Raw genomic sequence first — 22,593 nt, forward strand, 5'->3', positions numbered from 1 at the left:
CTCGGAACCAGCGGTGGACGCGAGCCGTGCCGCGGGTTCGTGAGACGCTTGCCCCATGGACCTCGAGGTGTCGCCCGGACTGACGATCCCAGCAGCCGAGCTGCAGTGGCGTTTCTCCCGGTCGTCCGGCCCGGGCGGACAGCACGTCAACACCTCCGACAGCCGTGTCCAATTGACGTGGAGTGTGGCCGAGTCGACCGTCCTCACCGACGAGCAACGAGACCGACTGCTCGAGCGGCTCGGCGCCCGGCTGGTCGGCGGTGCCATCACCGTGACGGTCTCCCGCGAGCGATCGCAGCTCCGGAACCGCGAACTCGCACTCGAAGCGCTCGCGACACGCATCAGGTCGGCCCTCGCGCCGCCGGCGCCGACGCGCCGACCCACGCGTCCGACCCGCGGATCGGCGCGACGCCACCTCGCCGCGAAACAGCAGCGGAGCGCCACCAAACAGCAACGGCGACGTCCCTCCGACGACTAGCGGGTCACGACGTCGCCGCCCGCAAGGGCGTGCGTCGGACGGTCCGGTCCATTAGCGTTCCCGGAGAGCGCACCCGTCGACGCCGTCGTCGTGCGCGAACGGAGGAACACCATGCGCATCGTCGTCATCGGCGGGACCGGCCACATCGGCACCTTCCTCGTCCCGCGACTCGTCCGGGCCGGCCACGAGGTCGTGAGCGTGAGCCGCGGCGATCGTTCGCCGTACACGGACGCGCCCGAGTGGGACCAGGTCGAGCGGATCCGGGCCGATCGGGAGGCCGAGGACCGGGACGGTGTCTTCGCGCGACGCATCGCGGACCTCGGCCCGGACGTCGTCATCGACCTGGTCTGCTTCACAGTCGCCTCGGCGACGGCGCTCGTCGAAGGACTGCGCGGCAACACGGGTCAGCTGCTCCACTGCGGATCGATCTGGCGCTACGGTCCCAGCGCGTCCGTCCCCATCGTCGAGGGCTCCGGGACGGCGCCGTTCGGCGACTACGGCGTCCAGAAGGACCAGATCGCCCGGCTGCTCCAGCAGGAGACCGCCGACGGAGGACTGGTGACGACCTCCCTGCATCCCGGGCACATCGTCGGACCGGGGTGGGCGCCCATCAACCCGCTGGGCAACCTCGACCTCGGGGTCTGGCGGACCCTCGCGCTCGGTGCACCGCTGCGCATCCCCGGGCTCGGTGCCGAGCTGCTGCACCACGTGCACGCCGACGACGTCGCGCAGGCGTTCGAGCTCGCCGTCGCGAACCGGGATCGTGTCGCCGGCGAGGACCTCAACGTGACCTCGGCCGCCGCGGTGACCGTCCGCGGCTACGCGGACGTCGTCGCCGGCTGGTTCGGACACTCGGCCGAGCTCGAGTCGGTGACCTGGGAGCATTTCCGAGCCGAGACACCGACGGAGCACGCCGACACCACCTGGGAGCACCTGGTACGGAGCCACTGCGCGTCGATCGACAAGGCACGGTCGCTGCTCGGATACGAACCCGCCTACACCTCGACGGAGGCGGTCCTCGAGTCCGTCCGGTCGCTCGTCGCCCGCGGGGAGTTGGACCTGCCCGAACCACGTGCAGCGCTGCAGACGAGCCGCTGACGACGCGATCCTTCAGGGGGCCTGCAACGAGCTCCGGAGTCCGTGCGGTGCGTCGACCTTCGGACGCTGAAGGATCCCGCGGCGTCGGAGGATCGGCACGAGTTCGTCGAGCATGCGGTGCACGGTCACCGGATGGAGGTCGGCCGAGAAGATGAACCCGTCGTTGTCCGCCTCGCTGCCGGCGCGTTCGATGTGGTCGGCCACCTCCGCTGCCGTGCCGACGACACCGCTGCCGTCGGTGATCCGCCCGAGTCGTGCCTTGGGCACGAGCAGCTCCCGGAGCGTCGCCGCCGCGAAGGACTCGTACGGTCCGCGTAACGCGTCGAGGCTGCCGCGCGACACGTGGTCGCCGAAGACGGCCGGGTCCACCGGTCGGTCGAGGTCGAGCGCGGTGAGGTCCGTCTCCAGGTCGCTCGACCACGCGAGTGCGACGGAGCGCAGCGTCTCATCGTCCGGCTGTTCCGAGGCGGCGACGAGTCGATCGGCCTCGGCGCTGCTCGACACGATGACGGGCTTGAACACGAACAGGATCGCGGGAGGGGTGTCCCGACCGACGGCAGCAGACGCGTCGAGGACCCGTCTCCGGTACGCACGGAGGCTCGCGATGTCGAGCGGTGCGAGGGCGAGCTGGACGTCCGACTGTCGTCCGGTGAAGGCGAGCCCTCGCGGCGAGGAGCCCGGCGACACGATGACGGGCTCCCCACCGGAGTCCTCGTCGAAGGGGAGGGCGTTGAGCGGCCCGTCGAAGTCGTAGTGTGCGCCGCGATGCTCGACGCGGTCGAGGTGGCGGCCGTCGGCGAAGCGTCCGGAGGCGGTGTCGCCCACGTACGCGCCGGGTCGCCAGCTCCGCCAGAGCGCGCGCACGCCGTCCAGCCACTCCTCCGCCCGCTCGTAGGCGATGTCGTGCGGCACGACCGGCTCGCCGAAGTGACGGCTGCTGCCGACGTCGGTCACCACGTTCACCCCGAACCGTCCGCGGCTGAGGTGCTGCAGGGTCGCGAACTGCCGTGCCGCCTGGTACGGCGGCAGTTGCAACGGGTTCACGGTCGGGATGATGCCGATGCGCTCCGTCACCGCGAAGAGGAACGGGGCGAGGCTCAGCGGGTCGTGCTTCGGCCCGCCGTAGGCGCCGCGGATGCGGAGGTCGAGCGTCTCGGGGTTCCCCAGTGACAGGGCGTCCTCGATGATCAGGAGGTCCAGGCCCGCCTGCTCGAGCTCGCGCACGGCCTGCTGGTAGAGGGCGGGTTCCTGCCAGCGGTAGTCCCAGTCGAGGTACGGATGCCCCCAACCGTGCGGACCGAACCCACGTGACAGGAACCAGCCGAAGCGTTGCCGGGCGCTCACGCGGCGACCGCCTCGTCCGCCGTGACGCTCGCGCCGGTGCTCGTCGACGGTTCCCGGACCGGGAGCGCGTCGAACGCCGAGGCGAGATCCGCGATGAGGTCGGCGACGTCTTCGATGCCGACGGAGATCCGCACGAGTCCTTGGCTGATGCCGCTCGCCGCGAGCTGCTCGGCCGAACGCTGGGCGTGCGTGGTCGAGGCCGGGTGGAGGATCAGCGACCGGACGTCGCCGAGGTTCGTCATCCGCGTGAACAGGCCGACGTGGTCGATGACCGTCCGCGCTGCGTCCCGTCCGCCGTGCAGGGTGAACGAGAACACCGATCCCTGTCCATCCGGCAGATACCGGTCCGCCAGGCCTCGGAACGGACTGTCGCTGAGTCCCGAGTAGTCGACCGAGGCCACTTCGGTTCGGCCCGCCAGCCAGGTCGCGAGGGCGAGGGCGTTCTCGCTCTGCCGTTGGACGCGGAGTGACAGCGTCTCGATGCCCTGTGCGATGAGGAACGCGTTGAACGGCGACGGCGTCGGGCCGAGACGCAGCGCGACCGATGTCCGTGCGTAGGCGGCCAGCGCTGCACGCCCGTCCGCCTCGACGTGGCTGAGCCCGCCGAGCGCGGCGAGCGGCGAGGTGAGGTGTCGGTAGCGGTCTGCGCGAGCGGCCCAGTCGAACGTGCCGCCGTCGACGACGACCCCGCCCAGCACGGTGCCGTGGCCCGCCAGGAACTTGCTGGCCGAGTGGACGACGATGTCGGCGCCGTGCTCGATGGGACGCAGGAGGTAGGGCGTGGCGAAGGTGTTGTCGACGACGAGCGGGACCCCGTGCGCATGGGCAACGTCGGCGACGAGACGGAGATCCGTGAGGTCGTTGCGTGGGTTCGGGATGGATTCGACGAAGATCGCGCGCGTCTCGGGTCGGATGGCACGCGCCCAGGCGTCGGCGTCGAGCGGATCGGCGACCTCGCTCGTGGTGATCCCCAGCCGACCGAAGTTCTCCGTGAAGAGGCTGCGCGAGCCCTCGTACAGGCTCGGCGCGGTGAGCAGGTGGTCGCCGGCCTCGAGCAGGGAGAGCAGGGCGACGCCGACGGCCGCCTGTCCGGAGCCGAGGAGCAGCGCGTCCACACCACCCTCCAACGCGGCGAGACGGCGCTCGACGGCATCGATCGTCGGATTGCCGACCCGGCTGTAGCTGTATCCACCAGGGTCCGGTCCGAACCGCCGCTCCGCCTCGTCGAAGTCCGTGAACACGAACCCGGCACTCGCGTAGATCGGCAGAGCCCGGGGTTGGAGCGGCGCATCGGGTGCGCCACCGGCGTGCAGCTGTCGGGTGCTGAAGCCCCCTCGGTTCCGCTCATGCATCGCCTCGTCCTCTCCGTCAGCTCGGCCGTCGTCGACGCCCCGGCGTCGGTGACAGGCACTCTACGGTCGGGATCGGGGCGGGCGCAGGTGACGACGACATGCGCGGACACAATCGGCCGGCGACGCAGCCGTCGGGGGAGGCCCCGTACCCTGGAGAGGCGTCGGCCGCGGACACGGTGCCGGCGCCGACGGATCGGACGAGGGGGAACCGTGAAAGCACTCATCGCATCGGGGAGCGGTCGGTATGCGGATCCGTGGCACCCGTACGCGCGCACGAGCCCGCTCATCGCGGAGGTCCTGGAGACGGCCGGCTTCGCGGTCGAGATCGACGAGGACGTCGATCGTGCGATGACGCGACTCGAGGGCGTGGAGCTCCTGGTGGTCAACGCCGGCGACCCGTGGCGGTCCGAGGATCAGGGCCGAGCGCCCGCGGCCGCGATCGACGGTTTCGCGGAGGCACTCGGTCGGGGGATCGGTGTCCTCGCGATGCACGCGGCGCTCGCCTCACTCCGCGACTACCCGGACTGGGCGCCGACGATCGGGGCGCTCTGGCTACCCGGTGTGTCCTGGCATCCGCCGATGGGCCCGACCGTCGTCCGCGGCCTGGCATCGCCCGACGGCGGAGCGCTCGGCGACATCCCGGTGGACGACGAACAGTACCTGCGGCTGCAACCCGTCGGTCGGAGCACCACCGTCGCCGAGCACGACGTCGACGGCGAGCGGTTCCCTGCGGTGTGGGTCCGCGAGGTGGGGCCCTCGCGCGTCGCCGTCGACGCACTCGGACACGACGAGCAGTCCTACGCCTCGGCGGAGCACCGTGCGCTGCTCGCGACGCTGGCACGGTGGGTGGCCCGGGCGCCGTCTGCGTGATCCGTCACGGATCCTCGATCGGCTTCGTCTGTGTCGCGACCCTCGTCGGCGCAAGCCCCCGTCGAACGGGAGTCGCGCCTCGTGACCGGGTCTATGCTCCTGTTCGGGGCTGCGAGCGACCATGACGGCCGGATGCGGCCCGCGTCAGGAATCGGAACCTCGAGAAAGCCGCACCACGTGTCACAGGACCTCATGTCACCCGAGAACAACGTCCAGCGCATCATGCGCACCGGAACCGTCTGGTTCGGCGTCGCGGTCGGGAGCACCGCGATCGTCCTCGGGCTCCTCCTCAGCTCAGGTTGGCGACCGGCGGTCCTCGCCGAGGGACTCCGCGTGGTCTGGTGGTGCTGCTCGGTCATCGTGGGTTTGAGCATCGGTCTGCTGGGTTGGTCCGGCTGTCCGATCCTGGAGGTGGACGTCCCGACGGCGTCCCGGAACAAGTCGCTGACCATGCAGCTCGGAACGATGCTCTTCATCCTCGGGAGCATCGGCGCCATGTTCACCGTGCTGGCCGGCTCGCCGAGCTGACACCCGCGGCGCGGGCACGTCCAGCTCCTGCGGCGTCGTCGCGTCGGAACGGCGTCGTAGAGTCGATGCATGGCCAGATCCTCAGCACCGCTCCGCAGACTCGGGTTCCTCACGATGGGCCTGTTCGACCCCGAGGAGCCGGCGGCCGGGCACGAGGCGACCCTGCAGCTCATCGAGCTCGGTGAACGCCTGGGGTTCGACAGCGCCTGGCTGCGGCACCGGCACCTGCAGTTCGGCATCTCCTCGCCGGTCGCCGTCCTCGCGGCGGCGACGCAGCGCACGAAGCGCATCGCGCTCGGTACCGCGGTCACACCGCTCGGCGCGGAGAACCCCTTCCGGCTCGCGGAGGATCTGGGCACGGTCGACGTCCTCTCGGGAGGCAGAGTGCTTCCCGGCTTCAGCACCGGGGAGCCGATGCGGTTCGACGCGTTCAAGCACGCGATCTATCCGTCGACGCTCGACCAGGAGGACCTCGGCTACGACCGCGTCCTGCGCCTCCGCTCCTTCATCCGTGGCGACGTCGTCAGCGACGCCGCCGGTCGTGAGGGCCAGGAGGACTACTCCTCACGGGTCGAGCCGCATGCCGACGGTCTGGCGGAGCGGCTCTGGTACGGAGCCGGCAGCCTGCGGTCGGCCGGTTGGGCCGGTGAGCACTCCTTCAACCTGCTCACGAGCAGCGTCATCGCCGCCGAGGACGGCACGACGGACTTCGCCGCGAACCAGGCCGCCCAGGTGCGTCGGTTCCGAGAACTCCACCCGGCGGGTGAGCGGGCCCGCGTGTCACAGGGGCTCGTGGTCATCCCGACGGACTCCGCGACCGCGTCCCAACGCGCCCGGTACCACGAGTACGTCGACTCGAGACGGCACCGCGTCGGCGTCGCCCATGGGCCGCGGCGGATGCTCTTCGCGGAGGACCTCGTCGGCAGCAGTGCGGAGATCGCGGAGCGGCTGCACGAGCACGCCGGATTCCAGGAGGTCGACGAGGTCGCCTTCGCCCTCCCGTTCACGCTCGAACCGGACGACTACACGCAGCTGCTCACCGACATCGCCGGCGCGCTCGGGCCAGCCCTCGGCTGGCGACCGGCCACGGACGGGGAGTCCCGTCCGGCCTGAGCGGACCGGTCGGAGACGGCTTCCGGTCGCGCGTACAGTGCAGGTATGACGCAGCACGGGTTCAGACGGTACGTGGCCATCGGCGACAGCTTCAGTGAGGGCTACGGGGATCTCCGGGAGGACGGCACCCTCCGCGGATGGGCCGACTTCGTGGCCCTCGGCCTCGCCCGGGCGTCCACGGAGACCGTCAGCTACGCGAACCTCGCCATCCGCGGGCGGAAGCTCCTGCCGATCCTCGACGAACAACTCGACCGTGCGATCGCGATGGGTCCGGACCTCGTCAGCTTCAACGGCGGCGGCAACGACATCATGCGCCCGCGGGTGTCGATCGACGGCGTCGCCGACCGCTTGGACGGTGCGGTCGAACGCCTGCGCGCCGGTGGAGCCCACGTGCTGCTGTTGAGCGGGGCGAACCCTTCCGCTCACATCCCGATGGGTTCGCTCCTCGCCCGCCGCGGCGAGCAGCTGGCCCAGGCCGTGCGGGTGCGGTATCCGCGTGACGGGGTGACCTTCGTCGACAACTGGGCTGATCGGACGCTCGCCGACCTCCGGTACTGGTCGGTGGACCGCCTGCATCTCAACGCCCTCGGCCATGCCCGGGTGGCGAGCAACGTGCTGACGGCGCTCGACGTGCCGGTCCCGGAGGAGTGGGGGATCGACGACGTCGCTGCGGCGCCGCCCGGTCCGCGTCAACGTCGCACCGCGGCCTACTACCGCGAGCACGTGCTGCCCTGGATCGGGCGCCGCCTGACCGGACGTTCCTCCGGCGACGGCCGCGAACCGAAGATCGCCCAGCTGCAGCCGGTCGACACCCGCGGCTGACCGGCACCGGTCAGCCGCGTATCGTCAGCCGACGCGGACGAGCGTGCGCTGCCAACCGGAGGATCCGTTGGGAGCGATCGGCGCCTGCTCCTCGATCTGGAGGTTCCCGGCCTTGTCGGTCGCACGGACGGCGACGTAGTGCGTACCGGCGGTCGCCTCCCAGTCCATCCACCACTGCACCCAGGTGTCGTCGTTGATGGCGGTCGTGAGGTTGACGCTCTGCCAGTCGCCGTTGTCGATGCTGACCTCGACCTTGGCGATGCCGACGGTCTGGGCCCAGGCGACACCCGCGATCTTCGCCGGTCCGGCCGGCAGCTGCTTGTCGATCCGGGGCGTGTCGATCCGCGAGGAGAGTTTGATCGGCGCTTTCGCATCGTATCCGCGCGGGGTCCAGTAGGCCTCGTCCTTGTCGAAGGTCGTGACCGTGAGCTTCGTCAGCCACTTGGTCGCCGACACGTAGCCGTAGAGGCCCGGGACGACCATGCGCACGGGGAAACCGTGTTCCAGCGGTAGCGGCTCGCCGTTCATCGCCACGGCGAGGATCGCGTCCAGGTTCGGATCGGTCAGCGACTCGATCGGTGTGCTCGCCGTGAACCCGTCGACGCTCGTGGACAGGACCATGTCGGCCTTCGAGTCGGGCATCGCCCGCTTGAGGACGTCGCGCACGGGGATACCGAGCCATTTCGCGTTGCCCAGGAGGTTGCCGCCCACCTCGTTCGAGACGCAGGTCATGGTGATGACGTATTCGTCGAGCCCCATGGCGAGGAGCTCCTCGAAGGTGATCTGCACCTGCTCGCCGACCATGCCGTCGATCGTGAGCGTCCAGGTGGCCGGGTCGACCGTCGGCACGGTCAGCGCGGTGTCGACGCGGTAGAACTTGTCGTTCGGTGTGAAGAGCGGGCTGAGGCCGTCGACGTCCGCCTCGGCTCCGTCGGGGATCGTGACGGTCGACTTCGGCGCAGGGAGCTTGAGGGCGTCGCGGACGGCCGTGATCGACGAGGTGGTGACGTTCACGAGGCGTGCGCCCACCCCGACGACGACGGCACCGGCCGCCGCGATGCCGGCCACGCGGAAGAAGCCTCGGCGGTCGAACGCCGCGCGCTCGTCGTCCGAACCGTTCGCGGCTCGCTTCGGCAGGCGACGACTCAGGAGGATGAGGATCACGACGCCGGCCGCGAGACCGAGGATCACGGGGACGACGGCGAGCGGAGTGGCACCGGCGCGGGTGACGGTCGTCGCGCCGGCGAAGACGCCGGCCGCGATGAGGACCACGACACCGAGCGGTGGACGGATCTGCTGCAGGACCCCGGCGATCGCCGCGGCGATCACGACGGCGACCCCGAGGCTCACGAGGAGGAAGATCTTGTCGTTGCCACCGAAGGTCTCGATCGCGAACTCCTTCGCCCACCGCGGGACGATGTCGATGACGAACGATCCGACGGTGAGGAGAGGACTGCTGCCTCGGGCGAACAACAGCGCCGCCAGCTCGGCGATCGCGAGGAACACCGCTGCTGCGACGATTCCGGACAGTGCTGCCGCGAACCAGACGAGACGTCGTCCGCTCCGCGTGGTGCCGGTCTGGTGCTTCGATGGCATGTTCTTCTCCCTGATCGTGGCTCGACAGGAGTTCGGAGCACTGCCCGGATCAGACGGGTCGGATCCGTCGTCCGCCCGTCGTCTCGGCGTTCAGGCCGTCGAGACGGCCAGCCGCAGTCCCGTCTCGGACGCCAGCCGGAGGGCCTCGGCGAACTCCTGCTCGCTCCGTTCGAGCTGCGCTGCGAGCGCCGGATCACGGTCGGCGAGGGTCAGACTCGTCGTGATGACGTGGACGTCCATGCCGAGCGCTCCGCCGAACAACGTCCGCAGCGCCGGCACCTCGTGATCCCAACCCTCGGTCGGGCTGCCCGCGTCGTAGGCGACCCCACGGCTGGTGGCGATGACGACCGGCCGGCCGGTGAGCGCTCCCGTGTCCGCGGAGGTGACACCAGGAACGTGGATGTGGTCGATCCATGCTTTGAGTGACGACGGGATCGAGAAGTTGTAGAGCGGCGCGCCGATCACGACGATGTCGGCGCCGAGCAGCTCGTCGAGCAGGACGCGCTGGAGCGTCTCGGCCTCGGCGGGCGGGTTCGCACCGGGGCGGCGGTCGGCCGGCGCCCAGTGGAGACTCGCGTCGGCGAGGTGGGGGACCGGATCCAGGTGCAGGTCGCGACGGACGACGATGCCGGTGGGGTCGGCGGTCGACCAGGCGTCCACGACGGCCTGCGAGAGCCGGCGGGATCGGGAGGTGTCGAGATCGGCGGAGGAGTCGAGGTGCAGGAGGGTGGGCATGCGGCAACGCTAGCAAGCCGGGTCCGGTCCGCTTCCTTGCGGCGCGCACCGGTGGCGGTTACCGTCGCAGGATGGTCGACGCCCCAGCCCCCACCACGTCCGCCCGCCAGGACGCACGCGTCCTCGACGAGGCCGACCCGCTCGCGGAACACCGCGCGGCGTTCGTCCCGGCCGAGGGCGTCGTCGCCTACCTCGACGGGAACTCCCTGGGGCGGCCGTTGCGGGCCACGGCGGAGCGGCTGCAGTCGTTCATCGCGGAAGAGTGGGCGACGCGGCTCATCCGGTCGTGGGACGACCGCTGGTTCGAGCTCCCGCTGACGCTCGGCGACCGCCTGGGATCGGTCGTGCTCGGTGCAGCACCCGGCCAGACGGTCGTCGCCGATTCGACGACCGTGCTGCTCTACAAGCTGATCCGCGCGGCGGTCGACGCGACGGCGTCCGCCGGAGGGGCCGCTCCGCGCGACGAGCTCGTGATCGATGCGGGGAACTTCCCGACGGACCGCTTCGTGATCGAGGGGATCGCCGCTGAACGGGATCTGCGTGTCCGATGGATCGACGCCGACCCGGTCCACGGTGTCGCCGCGCACCAGCTGCGCGAGGTGGTCCACGAGCGGACCGCACTCGTCGTGCTCAGCCAGGTCGACTACCTGTCCGGAGCGCTGCTCGACGTCGAGGAGCTGACCGCGATCGCGCATCATGCTGGAGCACTCGTCCTCTGGGACCTGTGCCACTCCGCCGGTGCGGTCCCGATCGAGCTCGACGAGTGGGGCGTGGACCTCGCGGTGGGCTGCTCCTACAAGTACCTCGGTGGCGGGCCCGGTGCTCCGGCGTTCGCCTACGTCGCGGCGCGCCATCAGGACCGGCTCCTCCAGCCCATCCAGGGGTGGATGGGCGCCGCCGACGTCTTCGCCATGGCCGACGCCTATCAGCCGGCCATCGGGATGCGCCGGTTCCTCAGCGGGACGCCGCCGATCGTGGGCATGCTGCCGCTCGAGGACTCGCTGACGCTCATCGAGTCCGCCGGGGTCGCCGCCATCCGGGCGAAGTCCGTCGCGCTCACCACGTTCGCGATCTCCTGGGCCGACGAGCACCTCGCAGGCTCCGGCGTCAGGGTGATGACCCCTCGTGACGCGGCGCGTCGCGGTGGTCATGTGACGCTCGGTCACCCGTCGTTCCGCGAGATCACCCCGCTGCTCTGGAATGCGGGTGTGATCCCCGACTTCCGGCACCCGGACGGTCTCCGCATCGGGGTCGCGCCCCTGAGCTCCGGCTTCGCCGAGCTCGAACTCGGGCTGATCCGGATCGCCGAGGCCGTCCACCGGTGGACGGCGTCACACGGCTCCACCCCGCCTGGCGGACGTCCGTCGTAGGCTTGGCGGCATGCCCGCTGCCTCTGGAACCCAGTACCGTCTCCACCACGCCGGTCCGCAGGGCGAGGTCCGAGCGACGGTCACCGAACTCGCCGCCGGACTGCGCGAACTGACGGTCGGCGGACGCACCCTCGTGCAGTCCTTCGGTGAGTACGTCGTCGCCCCGATGGGGTGCGGGATGGTGCTCGTGCCGTGGCCCAACCGCGTCCGGGATGCCCGGTGGACGCTCGACGGTGAACCGCAGCAGCTCGACGTCACCGAGGCGGCGACCGGGAACGCCTCCCATGGTCTCCTGCGCAACACGGGGTACCGGGCGGAGGATCACACCGATCACGCGGTGACCCTGCTCGCCTCGGTGTTCCCGCAGCACGGCTACCCGTTCCGCCTCGACACCTCGGTCGCCTACACGTTGGACGACGACGGCCTCCGGGTGACCCACACCATCGTGAACCGGTCGAGTCGCCCCGCGCCGGTCGCCGTCGGCGCTCACCCCTACCTGGCGCTCGGCGACGTGCCGACCGCCGACCTCACCGTGACGCTGGCGGCCGACACCTGGTTCGAGACGGACGAGCAGCGCATCCCGGTCGTCTCCCGTCCCGTCGACGGGACCCCGTACGATCTGCGCTCGGGCGCTCGAGTGGGCGATCTCTCGATCGACGTCGGCCTGGGTTCGGTCCGGCAGGTCGACGGTGCCGTCCGACACCGGCTCACTGCACCGGACGGCGACACCGTCGAGCTCTGGGCGGACGACGACTTCCGGTTCGTCCAGGTCTACACGCCGAAGAACTTCCCGGGGGCAGACGGACCGACGCAGGCCATCGCCATCGAGCCCATGACGGCTCCCGCCGATGCGCTGAACAGCGGGACCGGACTCCGGTGGTTGGAGCCCGACGAGCGGTGGTCGCTGTCCTGGGGGATCCGACTCACGCAGGTGTGACCGGCACGCCGTTCGGCGGACGGTCGACCGTCCCGCGGGCGGAGGAGGATCAGCTCACAGGATGACGCCGCGGGGACGATGATCGCCCCGGCGTCCGATGTGCCGCCCCCGGGTGTCGACGGACACTGGTGGCATGACCACGCACCTGGACACCAGCCCGAATCTCTTCACCCTGTCCACGCCCCGGGTCGCGCAGACCGAGCGGCTTCAAGTGGCGCGGTCGACGGCTCGACCGCGCGGACGATTCGGCGCCTTCGTGGGCGTCCTCCTGGGGAACATCGTCCTCTGGAGCACGCTCTTCATCACGATCGGCATCGTGCTCGCACTGCAACTCGGCATCGTCGGCGTCATCGCCGCGTCGATGTTGCGCTGAGCTCGATCCGCGCGTCAGGTCCCTGAGCCGGCGAGACCCATACCGGATTCGTCTGCTGCGTCCTCGGCGGGCGCGTCGTCATCCAGCGACTCGTCCTCGACCACGGCGTCCGGGAGCCCGGGCAGCATGGCTGCGGCGCCCTCGTCACGGATGCCTTCGACCGCCCCGAAATCAGACATGATGCTTCCTCTCGATCGTCGTGCCCGCCAGCGTAACCGGCGGACACGACGATCGACAGCCCTTGCGGGCGGGAGCTTCGTCAGTCGACGATCGACACCGTCACGTCGATGTTGCCGCGTGTGGCGTTCGAGTACGGGCACACCTGGTGCGCCTGGTCGGCCAGCTGCTGGGCTTCATCGTGCGTCACGTTCGGCACGTAGACGTCGAGCTCGACGGCCAGGCCGAAGCCGCCCTCACCGTTCGATCCGATGCCGACGCTGGCCGACACCTCGGCGTCCTTCGTGTCGAGCTTCGCGGTGCGCCCGACTGCGTGGAGGGCGCTGAGGAAGCACGCGGCGAAGCCGGCGGCGAACAACTGCTCGGGGTTGGTGCCCTCGCCGCTGCCGCCGAGTTCCTTCGGGGGACGGGTGTCGAAGTCGAGGAGGTCGTCCTCACTGCGGACGTGTCCGTCTCGTCCGCCTCCGGTGGCATGGGCAACTGCTGTGTACGCGATATCCATTGCTCCATCCTTGCACCGTCGTGGGTGCCCGGTGCACCTTCTCCGGGACCTCTCGGCAGTCGTTCAGTGCAGCGAGGATCGGGCCGCGTCGACCACCGCCGTCGTGACGAGCTCGAGCAGTCGGGAGTGGAGTCGCCACTGCTGCCAGAACAACGGGACGTCGACGCCGCCGGTCTCGTCGAGCACGACGAGTTCGCCCCTGCGCAGCGGCGCGTCGGACTGCGCGTCCGGGAGCATGCCCCAGCCGAGACCGAGGCCGACGGCGGTCGCGAAGTCCGCCGAGGCCGGAACATGGTGTCGCGGCGGGGTGGCGGGGTCGACGCCACGTCGTCGGAGGTAGGCGTCCTGGAGATCGTCCTTCCGGTCGAACACGACGACGGGCGCTGCCGTGAGCGCCTGAGCGGTCGCACCGTCCTCGAACCAGCGCGTCGCGAACGCGGGTGACGCCATCGGTCGGTAACGCATCCGACCGAGGAGCCGCACCGTGCACCCCTGGACGGGCTCGGCGTTCGAGGTGACCGCGGCCATGACGCTGCCCGCACGGAGGAGCTCCGTCGAATGGTCCTGGTCCTCGCGAGCGAGGTCGAAGACGACCGACTCCCGGGCGGCGACGTCCGCCAGCACCGGCAGCAGCCAGGTGGCGAGGGAGTCCGCGTTCACGACGATCGGGATCACCGCCGGGGTGGCGGGGGCGAGCGCGTCGTCGGCGTGCAACTCGAGCGCCGCGTCGTGACCGAGCAGGTGCACCGCGCGGCCGAGGCGGAGCACGATCTCACCTGACGCCGTGATGGTGATCGGTTTGGTCCGGAGCAGGAGGACCCGTCCGACGCTCTGCTCGAGGGTCTTGATGCGTTGGCTGATGGCCGACGGCGTGACCATCAGCTCCCGGGCGGCCGACTCGAAGGTGCCGTGGTCGACCGCAGCGACGAAGGCCCGCAGTTGCTCGAAATGGAAATCCATCATAAGAGGATCTTATGATTCATCAGAATATTGAACTGGATTCATCATGCTGCGCCTCCTACGGTCGGAGGATGACCTCCGCACTGCAGGCCGCGATCGCGGGCCTCGGCCTCGGCCTCTCACTCATCGTGGCCATCGGCGCCCAGAACGCCTTCGTCCTCCGGCAGGGCATCCGGCGCGAGCACGTCCTGCCGGTCGTCCTCGTGTGCGCACTCTCCGACGCGGTGCTCATCATCGCCGGTGTCAGCGGCATCGGATTCGTCGTGGAGCGGTTCCCCGTGGTCCTCGTCGTCCTCCGTTGGGCCGGCGCGGCCTTCCTGCTCGGCTACGGTCTGCTGGCCGCACGCCGTGCGCTCGCCCCGTCCGGTCTCGCCGCCGACCGCGGTGGCAACGGCCTCTCACTCAGGGCGGCGGTGCTCACCGTGGTCGGCCTCACCTGGCTGAACCCCCACGTGTACCTCGACACCGTCCTCCTCCTCGGCTCGATCGCGAACACGCACGGGGAGGTGGGGCGCTGGTGGTTCGCCGTCGGCGCGGTCCTCGGGAGCATCCTGTGGTTCACCGCGCTGGGGTACGGCGCTCGGTTGCTCCGCGGCGTCTTCGCGAAGCCGGTGGCCTGGCGCATCCTCGACGTCGCGATCGCGGTCGTCATGATCGCCCTCGCGATCATGCTCGTCCTGCGCCCCTGAGCGTGCTCGAGGGTGCCTGGTTAGGATTGCCGGGTGATGAGAACCCTGCGTGAGGTCAACACGGTCGTCGAGCGCCTCTGGCCACTGTCCGGAGCCGAGGACTGGGACGCCCCGGGGCTCCTCGTCGGCGACCCGGACCAGCCGGTCGGGCATGTGCTCCTGGCGATCGACGCGGTCGGCGTGACCGTCGACGAGGTGCTCGAGCGCCCCGACGGCCTGCTGCTGGTCCACCACCCGCTGCTGATGCGCGGTGTCACGACCGTGGCGGGTGACCGGTACAAGGGGTCGCTCATCACGCGCCTGATCCGTGGCGGCGCCGGACTCATCGCCGCACACACCAACGCCGACGTCGTCGTCGACGGGACCTCGGACGTCCTCGCGCAACGTCTCGGCCTCCACGACCCGGCTCCGATCGTCCCGGCCGCCGACGGCCTGACCGGGTTGGGTCGGGTCGGCGACCTCCCGGAGGAGACGACGCTCGGCGCGATCGCACGTGCCCTCGCCGAGATCCTGCCGGCGACCGCCACCGGGGTCCGTGCCTCCGGGGAGTATGACCAGGCCGTCCGGAGGATCGCGCTCTGCGGGGGAGCGGGTGACTCGCTCCTGTCCCACCCCGCGGTCCGCGCGGCCGACGTGTACATCACGGCCGACCTCCGCCATCACCCGGCGTCCGAGGCCCGGGAGCAGGCACTCCTCGGTGGCGGGCCGGCCCTCGTCGACGTCTCCCACTGGGCGAGCGAGTGGCTGTGGCTGGAGGGGGCCGCCGACGCGCTCCGACGAGAGCTCCCGGGACTCGACGTCCGGGTCAGCGAGCTGCGTACCGACCCGTGGGACTTCGTCGTCACCCAGTAGTCGGCGCGGCCGGTAGGGTGATGAGTCGAGAGTTTGGAACAGACGTGAAAGCCAGCCCAGCAGACCAGAAGACGTTGCTCACCCTGCAGAGCATCGACACCGGCGTGCAGCGCACCGCCCACCGCGCGGCGAACCTCCCCGAGGCCGCGCGCATCGCGCAGCTCCAGGCCGAGATCGAGACCGTCCGCCTCCGTCGGCTGGAGCGGGTCGGCGTCCGCGACGACGCACAGACCGAGCTCGGGCGCATCGAGTCCGACGTCGCCGTCGTCGCGGCCCGGATGAAGCGCGACGCCGACCGCCTCCAGTCGTCGACCTCCGTCAAGGACGTCGAAGCGCTGCAGAGCGAGATCGCCTCGTTGCAGAACCGCCAGAACAACCTCGAGGAGATCCAGCTGAACGTCATGGAGCGGGTGGAGGCCGCGGAGGACGCCGTCGCCCAGGTCGACGCCGAGCGCGCCGGACTCCAGGAACTCCTCGACGAGGTCGTCGCCAAGCGCGACGCCGAACTCGTCGAACTCGAGGCCGAACGGACACGACTCACCGCCGACCGCGAGTCTCTCGCACCCGGCATCCCCGCCGACCTCCTGGCCCTCTACGACCAGCGCCGCGCCCGCGGCGGTATCGGTGCAGCACTGTTCCGCGCCGGCACCTGCGGCGCATGCAAGATGTCGCTCACCGGCAACGACCTCCAGGCCGTCCGCGCCGCACCGTCCGAAGTGGTCGTGCAGTGCCCGGAGTGCGCCGCGATCGTCGTCCGAACGGACGAGTCCGGCCTCATCTGAGCCGGACACTGGCTGCACGACACCGGCGGTCCACGGCCGTTGTCGCGGGCCGGTAGACTCGTCTCCGTGAACGGGCCGGCTAGACGGTCGCGTCACCGAGACCTCCGGGTGTCGGTGCCGAGGAACGTCCGGGCTCCACAGAGCAGGGCGGTGGGTAACACCCACCCGGGGTGACCCGCGAGACAGTGCCACAGAGAACAGACCGCCGTGGGCGACCACGGTCAGGGTGAAACGGTGGGGTAAGAGCCCACCAGCGACCGGGGTGACCCGGTCGGCTCGGTAAACCTCGTCCGGAGCAAGGTCAACAGGGAACGCTGAGGCTGCTCGCCAAGTTCCCGGGTAGACCGCTAGAGGGCGGCGGCAACGTCGTCCCGAGAGAGATGGCCGTCCAAACGCGAGAGCGTGGGACAGAACCCGGCGTACCGGTCGACCCGTTCACACCCCAGCACGGCCGCGACTGCGTCGAGCCGTACTGCGACATCCGCGCAAGCGTGGGACAGAACCCGGCGTACCGGTCGACCCGTTCACACCTCAGCACGGCACCGCCGCAGCGCGCCCCGCAGTGCTCAGGCGATGCGTTCGGCGGGGCCGGCGGCGAGCGCGGCTGCGCCGAGGATGCCCGCGTTGTTCCGGTGCACGGCGGGGATGATCGGGGTGTCGAGCTTCAGGAGCGGCAGGAAGTGGTCCGCGTGCTTGGACACGCCGCCGCCCACCACGAACTGATCGGGCGAGAAGAGGAACTCGAGGCGCTCGTAGTACTTCTGGAGGCGCTTGGCCCACTTCTCCCAGCTCAGGTCCTCGCGCTCCTTGACCGCGTAGGACGCCCGCGTCTCGGCGTCTTTGCCGTCGATCTCCAGGTGCCCGAGTTCGGCGTTCGGGATCAACGTGCGGTTGTAGATGAGCGCCGTGCCGATGCCGGTGCCGAGGGTCGTCAGGATCGTGAGACCGCTTGCGCCCTTGGCTGCCCCGAACTCGGTCTCGGCGTACCCGGCCGCGTCGGCGTCGTTCACGAAGGTGATCTCCCGCCCGAGGCCCTGCTCGAACAGCTGCTCGGCTTCGAGGCCGATCCAGGCGTCGGAGACGTTCGCCGCGGACATCGTCCGGCCGTTGCGGACGATCGCGGGGAAGCAGACGCCGAGCGGGAGTCCGTCGGAGGCCGGGGACAGCTGCTCGAGCACCTCCCGCACCGTCACGACGATGTCCTTCGGCTCGCCACCCTTCGGCGTGGGGATCTTCACCCGATCGGTGAGGAGGGCACCCGTTGTGAGATCGACGACCGCACCTTTGATGCCGGTCCCTCCGATATCGATGCCGACGGCGGACCGGGGAGCTGCGTTCGTCATGCGTCCAGCCTAGAGCGCCGCGGGCGCTGCGGCGGTGTCGATCGTGCTCGGAAGGGTCAAGACCTCGGCCCCGCGTTCGGTGACGACGAGCGTGTGCTCGAACTGCGCGGTCAACGACCGGTCGCGGGTCGTGACCGTCCAGTCGTCGTCCCACTGCTCCCAGTCCTGGGATCCGATCGTGAGCATCGGCTCGATCGTGAACACCATGCCCGGCTCCATCACCGTGTCGTACAGCGGCGCGGCGTCGTAGTGGGGGACGATCAGCCCCGAGTGGAAGGACCGGCCGACACCGTGGCCCGTGAAGTCGCGGACGACGCCGTACCCGAACCGCTTCGCGTAGGACTCGATCGCACGACCGATGACGTTGATCTGCCGGCCGGGGGCGACGGCCTTGATACCGCGGTTGAGGGCTTCCCGGGTGCGCTCGACGAGGAGACGGGTGTCGTCGGCGACGTCGCCGACGAGGAAGGTCACGTTGCTGTCGCCGTGCACGCCGTCGAGGTAGGCGGTGATGTCGATGTTCACGAGGTCGCCCTCGCGCAAGGCGGTGTCGTCGGGGATGCCGTGGCAGACGACCTCGTTGACCGAACTGCAGATCGACTTGGGGTAGCCGCGGTACCCGAGCGTCGACGGATAGGCGCCCGCACCGATGACGAACGCGTGTCCGATGGCGTCCAGCTCGTCGGTGGTCACCCCGGGACGGACCGCCGCGCCGACGGCTTGGATCGCATCGGCGGCGATGGTCCCGGCGACCCGGATGCGTTCGATCTCCTCAGCCGAATACAGATCGCCCCGGGTGTCGGTGGCCGGTGCGGCGCGGCCGACGTACTCGGGGCGGACGATCGTCTCCGGCACCGATCGGGGGCGGCCGACGCGACCGGGGATCAGGTGACCTGCGGTGTCGAAAGGCATAGGATCAAGCCTAACCGAGCAGGGGAGACGCGCCGTGGCGAAGGAACCATCCGAGCAGTACTGGTACAACACGAAGACCGGTCAGGTCGAGTTCGGCTTCGAGTCGAGTGTCGTCGACCGCGTCGGCCCCTTCGAGACGGCTGCGGAGGCCTCGCACGCACTCGAGCGACTGCGCGCCAACAGCGCGAAGTGGGACGCCGACGAGGCTGCCGAGGACTGAGCCACCCGGGTCGCAACACGAGCGGATTGCGGGCAAGCCCTCTTCCGCAGGCGTGGTGTGATCCGCCAGGATGGGCCGAGCGATGAAGCTCGAGCGGGGGGAACATGCACAGGATCGACCGTCCGCGGAGGCGACCGATCGCCGTCGGACGAGGTGCCGTCGCGGCCCTCACCCTCGGACTCCTCCTCATGCCGGCGTCGCCCGCCGGTGCAGCGCCGATGGTCACCGCCGAGGTCAGTACCGCCGAGTGCGTCACCGCGGTCCCCGGTGGTTCCCGCTGCGGCGTGTTGACGGTGCCCCTGTCTCGCGCGGTGCCGGACTCGGCGGAGGCGACCCTGCCGTACGTGCTCGTACCGGCCGCCCTCGAGACCGGGCGACCGCCGCTCGTCTACCTCGCCGGCGGGTCGGCGCTCTCGACGCTCGACATCCAGCAGCTCGCGGTCGAGGGCGGGCTGGCCTCCGACCGCGACGTGGTGTTCGTCGAACGCCGGGGCGGTCGCGACGCCACGCCGTCGCTCGACTGTGCGCCGGCGACCGCGGTTATCCGCGCCTCGCTCGGCGCTGATGGGGACCATGCAACCCGCGTCGCCGCGGTCGGCGCGGCCTTCGCCTCCTGCACCGCGGCCTGGCAGGAGGACGGCGTCGTGCCGAGCGACTTCGGCGTCGCGCCTGCGGCGGCCGACCTCCGTGACCTCCGGCAGCAGCTCGGTTACGACCGGTGGACCATCCTGGCCGTGGGCTCGTCGGCCGGCGTGGCCCTCGCGGCGTCCGACGTCGATCCGGGTGGTGTCGACGGTGTCGTCCTCGACGGCCCCGACCTGGGTGCACCCGGGATCGTCTCCGCGGGCGGTGTGGCGGCCGCCCTGGCCGTCGTCCGTGCGCGCGGCGAGGAGCCGCAGGGTCCCGTTCCGTCCCCGCCGGCGGCACCACAGGCCGCCGCCGCCGAGGAACCGGCGTCCGCGACCCCGGACACCGCGCCGACCGAGGTCGCACGTTCGGCCGGGATCCTCAGCGCCGCCACCGATGAGCTCGTCGCCGAACCGCACCGCACCTCCGGACCGCGCCCGATCACCCTCGGTGGCGACGCGCTCTTGGCGATCGCCTCACACGCGTTGTCCGAACCCACCGCCCAGGCGGCACTCCCGGTGCTCCTGAGCTCGGTCGCGGACGGCGACAGCACGGTGCTGGATCCCGTGGCGAACGATGCGACCGCCCAGCTGGCCGACTCCGGTGGCATCCTCGACCGCGTGCTCGGGTGTTCGACGACCGGCTGGCCTGGGGCGATCGAACGCTCGGACGCGGAGGTCACCACGCCGACGCTGCTGGAGGACGTCGCGGCCGCTGCCTGCTCCTCGTTCGCCGTGGGTGCGACGCCGCCGCCGGGAGCGATCGGGACGTCGGTCTTCGTGCTCAGCGCACCGGAACAGGCCGCCGCCCTCGTCGTCCCCCTCGCCGACGGCACGGCGGACGCCCTCGTGGCGGTCTTCCCCGGGTCGGGAGCCGTCCCATCGGTCAGCAGTGCGTGCGCGCGGGTCGCGGTGCGCGCGTGGCTCAGCGATCCGGCGAGCTATCGGGCGGCGCTCTGCGACGCCGACGACGCGGCCGTCGCCGTCGTCGATCGAGCCGATGTCGCGGCGAGCCCGCGATGGGCCGAGCAGACCTCGTCGGACACCGGTGGCGGGTGGCTGCTACTGGTGCTGCCCATCCTGTTCGGGCTCGTGGCCATCGGATGGTCCGTGGCGTGGGGCTACCGGTTGATCACCCAGGCGCTTCGGCGCCAGCCGGTCCAGGACGGCCTCCTGCTGGGGATCGCTCCGGTGTTCGGAGCGACGTGGGCGATCGGCGGAGCCGTCGTGCTCGTCCGTGCGGCTGCCTCGAGTCCGGCGATCGCTCTCGTCGGGGTGCCCGCCGCCTTGCCGTGGCTCTCCATCGCCCTCCTCGTGAGTTGCCTCGGGCTGGTGCCCGTCTGGCAAGGGGCCCACCGTGGATCGCGGCTGCGGATCGCCGCCCTCTCACTGCTGTGGGCGGCGACGGCCGGCTGGACCGCACTCTTCGTCCTCGCCTGGTGGTGAGCCGTGGATCGCCCACGCCCGGCGCGCGCTGATGAGCGGGAACCGGGACGGAGCCAGTAGCCTAGACACGGGCCGCCGGCCGAAGGAAGAGGGGCAGATGGATAAGCAGCGCGACTTCGTTCTCCGCACGATCGAGGAGCGGGGCGTCAAGTTCGTCCGGCTGTGGTTCACCGATGTCGTCGGGACGCTCAAGTCCGTCGCGATCGCCCCGGCCGAAGTGGAAGGCGCGTTCTCCGAGGGCCTCGGCTTCGACGGATCGGCGATCGAGGGGCTCAGCCGCTCCTACGAGTCGGACCTCCTGGCCCACCCCGATCCGACGACCTTCCAGATCCTGCCGTGGCGCGGCGAGATCGACCCGACGGCGCGCATGTTCTGCGACATCACGACGCCTGACGGCCAGCCCGCCGTCGCCGACCCGCGGAACGTCTTGAAGCGCACCCTGGCGAAGGCCGCCGACATGGGGTTCACGTTCTACACGCACCCCGAGATCGAGTTCTACCTGCTGAAGTCCTCGCAGTACGGCGTCGACGGACCGGAGCCGGTCGACTCCGCGGGCTACTTCGACAACGTCCCCGGTGGCACCGCGCACGACTTCCGTCGACGTTCCGTCCGGATGCTCGAAGACCTCGGGATCTCCGTCGAGTTCAGCCACCATGAGGCGGGACCCGGCCAGAACGAGATCGACCTGCGGTACGCCGACGCCCTGACGACGGCCGACAACATCATGACCTTCCGCACCGTCGTGAAGGAGGTGGCGATCGAGCAGGGCGTCTACGCGACGTTCATGCCGAAGCCGCTCGTCCACCAGCCCGGCAGCGGCATGCACACGCACATGTCGTTGTTCGAGGGCGACTCGAACGCCTTCTACGAGGCGGGTGCGCAGTACCAGCTCTCGAAGACGGGCCGGCAGTTCATCGCCGGACTCCTGACGCACGCTCCGGAGATCACCGCGGTGACGAACCAGTTCGTGAACTCCTACAAGCGACTCTGGGGTGGCGTCGGTCCGAACAAGCTGTCCGAGGCCCCGAGCTTCGTCTGCTGGGGCCACAACAACCGCTCCGCACTCGTGCGCGTGCCGCTGTACAAGCCCAACAAGGGCCAGAGCGCTCGGGTCGAGTACCGCGCCATCGACTCCGCCGCCAACCCGTACCTCGCCTTCTCGCTCATGCTCGCCGCTGGGCTGAAGGGCATCGAGGAGGGCTACGAGCTCCCGCCGGAGGCCGAGGACAACGTCTGGACCCTCTCCGACACCGAGCGTCGGGCACTGGGATACAACGCCCTGCCCGCCAGCCTCGATCGCGCGGTCAGCCTGATGGAGGGTTCCGAACTCGTGGCGGAGACGCTCGGCGAGCAGGTGTTCAACTACGTCCTGCTGAACAAGCGACAGGAATGGCACGAGTACCGGGCCCAGGTGACCCCCTTCGAGTTGGCCAGCAACCTGGAGATGCTCTAGACGAGGGGACCGGTC

24 protein-coding genes and 1 other RNA gene are annotated in these 22,593 nt (G+C 70.4%); 16 read left to right on the forward strand and 9 right to left on the reverse strand.

Annotated features, from left to right (window positions below):
* The first annotated feature begins 55 nt into the window (after positions 1 to 55).
* On the forward strand, positions 56 to 478 hold the full coding sequence (gene arfB / locus IFR14_RS10735; protein WP_159878673.1) for an alternative ribosome rescue aminoacyl-tRNA hydrolase ArfB: 423 nt from the start codon (positions 56 to 58) through the stop codon (positions 476 to 478).
* A 111-nt stretch (positions 479 to 589) separates the two neighbouring features.
* Positions 590 to 1,576, forward strand: a complete 987-nt coding sequence (locus tag IFR14_RS10740) for an NAD-dependent epimerase/dehydratase family protein (RefSeq protein ID WP_191941061.1) — start codon at positions 590 to 592, stop codon at positions 1,574 to 1,576.
* 12 nt (positions 1,577 to 1,588) lie between these two features.
* Here the strand turns inward: IFR14_RS10740 and IFR14_RS10745 are convergent, their stop codons facing one another.
* Positions 1,589 to 2,920, reverse strand: a complete 1,332-nt coding sequence (locus IFR14_RS10745; protein ID WP_191941062.1) for an LLM class flavin-dependent oxidoreductase — start codon at positions 2,918 to 2,920, stop codon at positions 1,589 to 1,591.
* Complete coding sequence (locus IFR14_RS10750; RefSeq protein WP_191941063.1) at positions 2,917 to 4,272, reverse strand: O-acetylhomoserine aminocarboxypropyltransferase/cysteine synthase family protein; 1,356 nt, start codon at positions 4,270 to 4,272, stop codon at positions 2,917 to 2,919. The genes IFR14_RS10745 and IFR14_RS10750 overlap by 4 nt, the downstream gene beginning before the upstream one ends.
* A 210-nt stretch (positions 4,273 to 4,482) precedes the next feature.
* Between IFR14_RS10750 and IFR14_RS10755 the strand changes: the two genes are divergently transcribed.
* The 4 genes from IFR14_RS10755 to IFR14_RS10770 all read left to right on the forward strand — a co-directional run bounded on the left by IFR14_RS10755 (position 4,483) and on the right by IFR14_RS10770 (position 7,605).
* Positions 4,483 to 5,142, forward strand: coding sequence for a ThuA domain-containing protein (locus IFR14_RS10755; protein ID WP_191941064.1), 660 nt, complete (start codon positions 4,483 to 4,485; stop codon positions 5,140 to 5,142).
* A gap of 177 nt (positions 5,143 to 5,319) precedes the next feature.
* On the forward strand, positions 5,320 to 5,670 hold the full coding sequence (locus tag IFR14_RS10760) for a hypothetical protein (protein WP_064293749.1): 351 nt from the start codon (positions 5,320 to 5,322) through the stop codon (positions 5,668 to 5,670).
* Between the two features lie 69 nt (positions 5,671 to 5,739).
* Positions 5,740 to 6,783 carry an LLM class flavin-dependent oxidoreductase gene (locus IFR14_RS10765; RefSeq protein ID WP_191941065.1) on the forward strand — a complete coding sequence of 348 codons (1,044 nt, stop codon included), beginning with the start codon at positions 5,740 to 5,742 and terminating at the stop codon, positions 6,781 to 6,783.
* Positions 6,784 to 6,828: 45 nt separating this feature from the next.
* Positions 6,829 to 7,605 (forward strand): SGNH/GDSL hydrolase family protein, encoded by a 777-nt coding sequence (locus tag IFR14_RS10770; RefSeq protein WP_137241732.1) that lies wholly within the window; start codon positions 6,829 to 6,831, stop codon positions 7,603 to 7,605.
* 24 nt (positions 7,606 to 7,629) lie between these two features.
* Here the strand turns inward: IFR14_RS10770 and IFR14_RS10775 are convergent, their stop codons facing one another.
* Both IFR14_RS10775 and IFR14_RS10780 read right to left on the reverse strand, forming a co-directional pair.
* Entirely contained in the window at positions 7,630 to 9,201 is a 1,572-nt protein-coding gene (locus IFR14_RS10775; RefSeq protein ID WP_137241731.1) for a molybdopterin-dependent oxidoreductase, read from the reverse strand.
* Positions 9,202 to 9,291: 90 nt separating this feature from the next.
* Positions 9,292 to 9,936, reverse strand: coding sequence for an FMN-dependent NADH-azoreductase (locus IFR14_RS10780; RefSeq protein WP_191941066.1), 645 nt, complete (start codon positions 9,934 to 9,936; stop codon positions 9,292 to 9,294).
* Positions 9,937 to 10,007: 71 nt separating this feature from the next.
* Between IFR14_RS10780 and IFR14_RS10785 the strand changes: the two genes are divergently transcribed.
* The 3 genes from IFR14_RS10785 to IFR14_RS10795 all read left to right on the forward strand — a co-directional run bounded on the left by IFR14_RS10785 (position 10,008) and on the right by IFR14_RS10795 (position 12,616).
* A complete protein-coding gene (locus IFR14_RS10785; RefSeq protein WP_191941067.1) occupies positions 10,008 to 11,306 on the forward strand; it encodes a kynureninase in 1,299 nt (432 codons plus the stop codon).
* Between the two features lie 10 nt (positions 11,307 to 11,316).
* On the forward strand, positions 11,317 to 12,243 hold the full coding sequence (locus tag IFR14_RS10790; protein WP_191941068.1) for an aldose 1-epimerase family protein: 927 nt from the start codon (positions 11,317 to 11,319) through the stop codon (positions 12,241 to 12,243).
* A gap of 133 nt (positions 12,244 to 12,376) precedes the next feature.
* On the forward strand, positions 12,377 to 12,616 hold the full coding sequence (locus IFR14_RS10795; RefSeq protein ID WP_124769288.1) for a hypothetical protein: 240 nt from the start codon (positions 12,377 to 12,379) through the stop codon (positions 12,614 to 12,616).
* 14 nt (positions 12,617 to 12,630) lie between these two features.
* Here the strand turns inward: IFR14_RS10795 and IFR14_RS10800 are convergent, their stop codons facing one another.
* From IFR14_RS10800 to IFR14_RS10810, 3 genes are all read right to left on the reverse strand, one after another.
* The gene (locus IFR14_RS10800) at positions 12,631 to 12,795 is read right to left on the reverse strand and encodes a hypothetical protein (protein WP_159878695.1); all 165 of its coding nucleotides are present in this window, start codon (positions 12,793 to 12,795) and stop codon (positions 12,631 to 12,633) included.
* Between the two features lie 80 nt (positions 12,796 to 12,875).
* Complete coding sequence (locus IFR14_RS10805; protein WP_064293757.1) at positions 12,876 to 13,295, reverse strand: organic hydroperoxide resistance protein; 420 nt, start codon at positions 13,293 to 13,295, stop codon at positions 12,876 to 12,878.
* 63 nt (positions 13,296 to 13,358) lie between these two features.
* Positions 13,359 to 14,258: a LysR family transcriptional regulator ArgP gene (locus IFR14_RS10810; protein WP_137241727.1), complete on the reverse strand. Its 900-nt coding sequence runs from the start codon at positions 14,256 to 14,258 to the stop codon at positions 13,359 to 13,361.
* Positions 14,259 to 14,326: 68 nt separating this feature from the next.
* Between IFR14_RS10810 and IFR14_RS10815 the strand changes: the two genes are divergently transcribed.
* The 4 genes from IFR14_RS10815 to rnpB all read left to right on the forward strand — a co-directional run bounded on the left by IFR14_RS10815 (position 14,327) and on the right by rnpB (position 17,016).
* Positions 14,327 to 14,944: a LysE/ArgO family amino acid transporter gene (locus IFR14_RS10815; protein WP_191941069.1), complete on the forward strand. Its 618-nt coding sequence runs from the start codon at positions 14,327 to 14,329 to the stop codon at positions 14,942 to 14,944.
* 36 nt (positions 14,945 to 14,980) lie between these two features.
* On the forward strand, positions 14,981 to 15,796 hold the full coding sequence (locus IFR14_RS10820; RefSeq protein ID WP_191941306.1) for a Nif3-like dinuclear metal center hexameric protein: 816 nt from the start codon (positions 14,981 to 14,983) through the stop codon (positions 15,794 to 15,796).
* Between the two features lie 44 nt (positions 15,797 to 15,840).
* On the forward strand, positions 15,841 to 16,578 hold the full coding sequence (locus tag IFR14_RS10825; RefSeq protein WP_137241725.1) for a zinc ribbon domain-containing protein: 738 nt from the start codon (positions 15,841 to 15,843) through the stop codon (positions 16,576 to 16,578).
* Positions 16,579 to 16,649: 71 nt separating this feature from the next.
* Positions 16,650 to 17,016, forward strand: an RNA gene (gene rnpB, locus IFR14_RS10830) — RNase P RNA component class A.
* A 128-nt stretch (positions 17,017 to 17,144) separates the two neighbouring features.
* Here rnpB and ppgK read toward each other — a convergent pair.
* Both ppgK and map read right to left on the reverse strand, forming a co-directional pair.
* Complete coding sequence (ppgK, locus tag IFR14_RS10835) at positions 17,145 to 17,921, reverse strand: polyphosphate--glucose phosphotransferase (RefSeq protein ID WP_085510829.1); 777 nt, start codon at positions 17,919 to 17,921, stop codon at positions 17,145 to 17,147.
* 9 nt (positions 17,922 to 17,930) lie between these two features.
* Positions 17,931 to 18,833: a type I methionyl aminopeptidase gene (gene map, locus IFR14_RS10840; protein WP_137241724.1), complete on the reverse strand. Its 903-nt coding sequence runs from the start codon at positions 18,831 to 18,833 to the stop codon at positions 17,931 to 17,933.
* 34 nt (positions 18,834 to 18,867) lie between these two features.
* Between map and IFR14_RS10845 the strand changes: the two genes are divergently transcribed.
* From IFR14_RS10845 to IFR14_RS10855, 3 genes are all read left to right on the forward strand, one after another.
* Positions 18,868 to 19,053 (forward strand): hypothetical protein, encoded by a 186-nt coding sequence (locus IFR14_RS10845; protein WP_064293764.1) that lies wholly within the window; start codon positions 18,868 to 18,870, stop codon positions 19,051 to 19,053.
* Between the two features lie 104 nt (positions 19,054 to 19,157).
* Positions 19,158 to 21,125 (forward strand): hypothetical protein, encoded by a 1,968-nt coding sequence (locus IFR14_RS10850; protein WP_191941070.1) that lies wholly within the window; start codon positions 19,158 to 19,160, stop codon positions 21,123 to 21,125.
* A 97-nt stretch (positions 21,126 to 21,222) separates the two neighbouring features.
* The gene (locus IFR14_RS10855) at positions 21,223 to 22,578 is read left to right on the forward strand and encodes a glutamine synthetase family protein (RefSeq protein ID WP_079705870.1); all 1,356 of its coding nucleotides are present in this window, start codon (positions 21,223 to 21,225) and stop codon (positions 22,576 to 22,578) included.
* Positions 22,579 to 22,593: the final 15 nt, after the last annotated feature.

It is taken from the genome of Plantibacter sp. CFBP 8775 (assembly GCF_014839505.1).
In the GTDB taxonomy this organism is placed as follows: Bacteria; Actinomycetota; Actinomycetes; order Actinomycetales; family Microbacteriaceae; genus Plantibacter; species Plantibacter auratus.

What these genes read in the sequence shown, in the direction of transcription:
- IFR14_RS10850 (WP_191941070.1), top strand. Translation starts at nt 19,158, where the DNA reads ATGCACAGGATCGACCGTCCGCGGAGGCGACCGATCGCCGTCGGACGA.
- IFR14_RS10775 (WP_137241731.1), bottom strand. Translation starts at nt 9,201, where the DNA reads ATGCCATCGAAGCACCAGACCGGCACCACGCGGAGCGGACGACGTCTC.
- IFR14_RS10800 (WP_159878695.1), bottom strand. Translation starts at nt 12,795, where the DNA reads ATGTCTGATTTCGGGGCGGTCGAAGGCATCCGTGACGAGGGCGCCGCA.
- map (WP_137241724.1), bottom strand. Translation starts at nt 18,833, where the DNA reads ATGCCTTTCGACACCGCAGGTCACCTGATCCCCGGTCGCGTCGGCCGC.
- IFR14_RS10810 (WP_137241727.1), bottom strand. Translation starts at nt 14,258, where the DNA reads ATGATGGATTTCCATTTCGAGCAACTGCGGGCCTTCGTCGCTGCGGTC.
- IFR14_RS10805 (WP_064293757.1), bottom strand. Translation starts at nt 13,295, where the DNA reads ATGGATATCGCGTACACAGCAGTTGCCCATGCCACCGGAGGCGGACGA.
- IFR14_RS10815 (WP_191941069.1), top strand. Translation starts at nt 14,327, where the DNA reads ATGACCTCCGCACTGCAGGCCGCGATCGCGGGCCTCGGCCTCGGCCTC.
- IFR14_RS10780 (WP_191941066.1), bottom strand. Translation starts at nt 9,936, where the DNA reads ATGCCCACCCTCCTGCACCTCGACTCCTCCGCCGATCTCGACACCTCC.
- IFR14_RS10750 (WP_191941063.1), bottom strand. Translation starts at nt 4,272, where the DNA reads ATGCATGAGCGGAACCGAGGGGGCTTCAGCACCCGACAGCTGCACGCC.
- IFR14_RS10790 (WP_191941068.1), top strand. Translation starts at nt 11,317, where the DNA reads ATGCCCGCTGCCTCTGGAACCCAGTACCGTCTCCACCACGCCGGTCCG.
- IFR14_RS10770 (WP_137241732.1), top strand. Translation starts at nt 6,829, where the DNA reads ATGACGCAGCACGGGTTCAGACGGTACGTGGCCATCGGCGACAGCTTC.
- ppgK (WP_085510829.1), bottom strand. Translation starts at nt 17,921, where the DNA reads ATGACGAACGCAGCTCCCCGGTCCGCCGTCGGCATCGATATCGGAGGG.
- IFR14_RS10765 (WP_191941065.1), top strand. Translation starts at nt 5,740, where the DNA reads ATGGCCAGATCCTCAGCACCGCTCCGCAGACTCGGGTTCCTCACGATG.
- IFR14_RS10855 (WP_079705870.1), top strand. Translation starts at nt 21,223, where the DNA reads ATGGATAAGCAGCGCGACTTCGTTCTCCGCACGATCGAGGAGCGGGGC.
- IFR14_RS10820 (WP_191941306.1), top strand. Translation starts at nt 14,981, where the DNA reads ATGAGAACCCTGCGTGAGGTCAACACGGTCGTCGAGCGCCTCTGGCCA.
- IFR14_RS10795 (WP_124769288.1), top strand. Translation starts at nt 12,377, where the DNA reads ATGACCACGCACCTGGACACCAGCCCGAATCTCTTCACCCTGTCCACG.
- arfB (WP_159878673.1), top strand. Translation starts at nt 56, where the DNA reads ATGGACCTCGAGGTGTCGCCCGGACTGACGATCCCAGCAGCCGAGCTG.
- IFR14_RS10740 (WP_191941061.1), top strand. Translation starts at nt 590, where the DNA reads ATGCGCATCGTCGTCATCGGCGGGACCGGCCACATCGGCACCTTCCTC.
- IFR14_RS10785 (WP_191941067.1), top strand. Translation starts at nt 10,008, where the DNA reads ATGGTCGACGCCCCAGCCCCCACCACGTCCGCCCGCCAGGACGCACGC.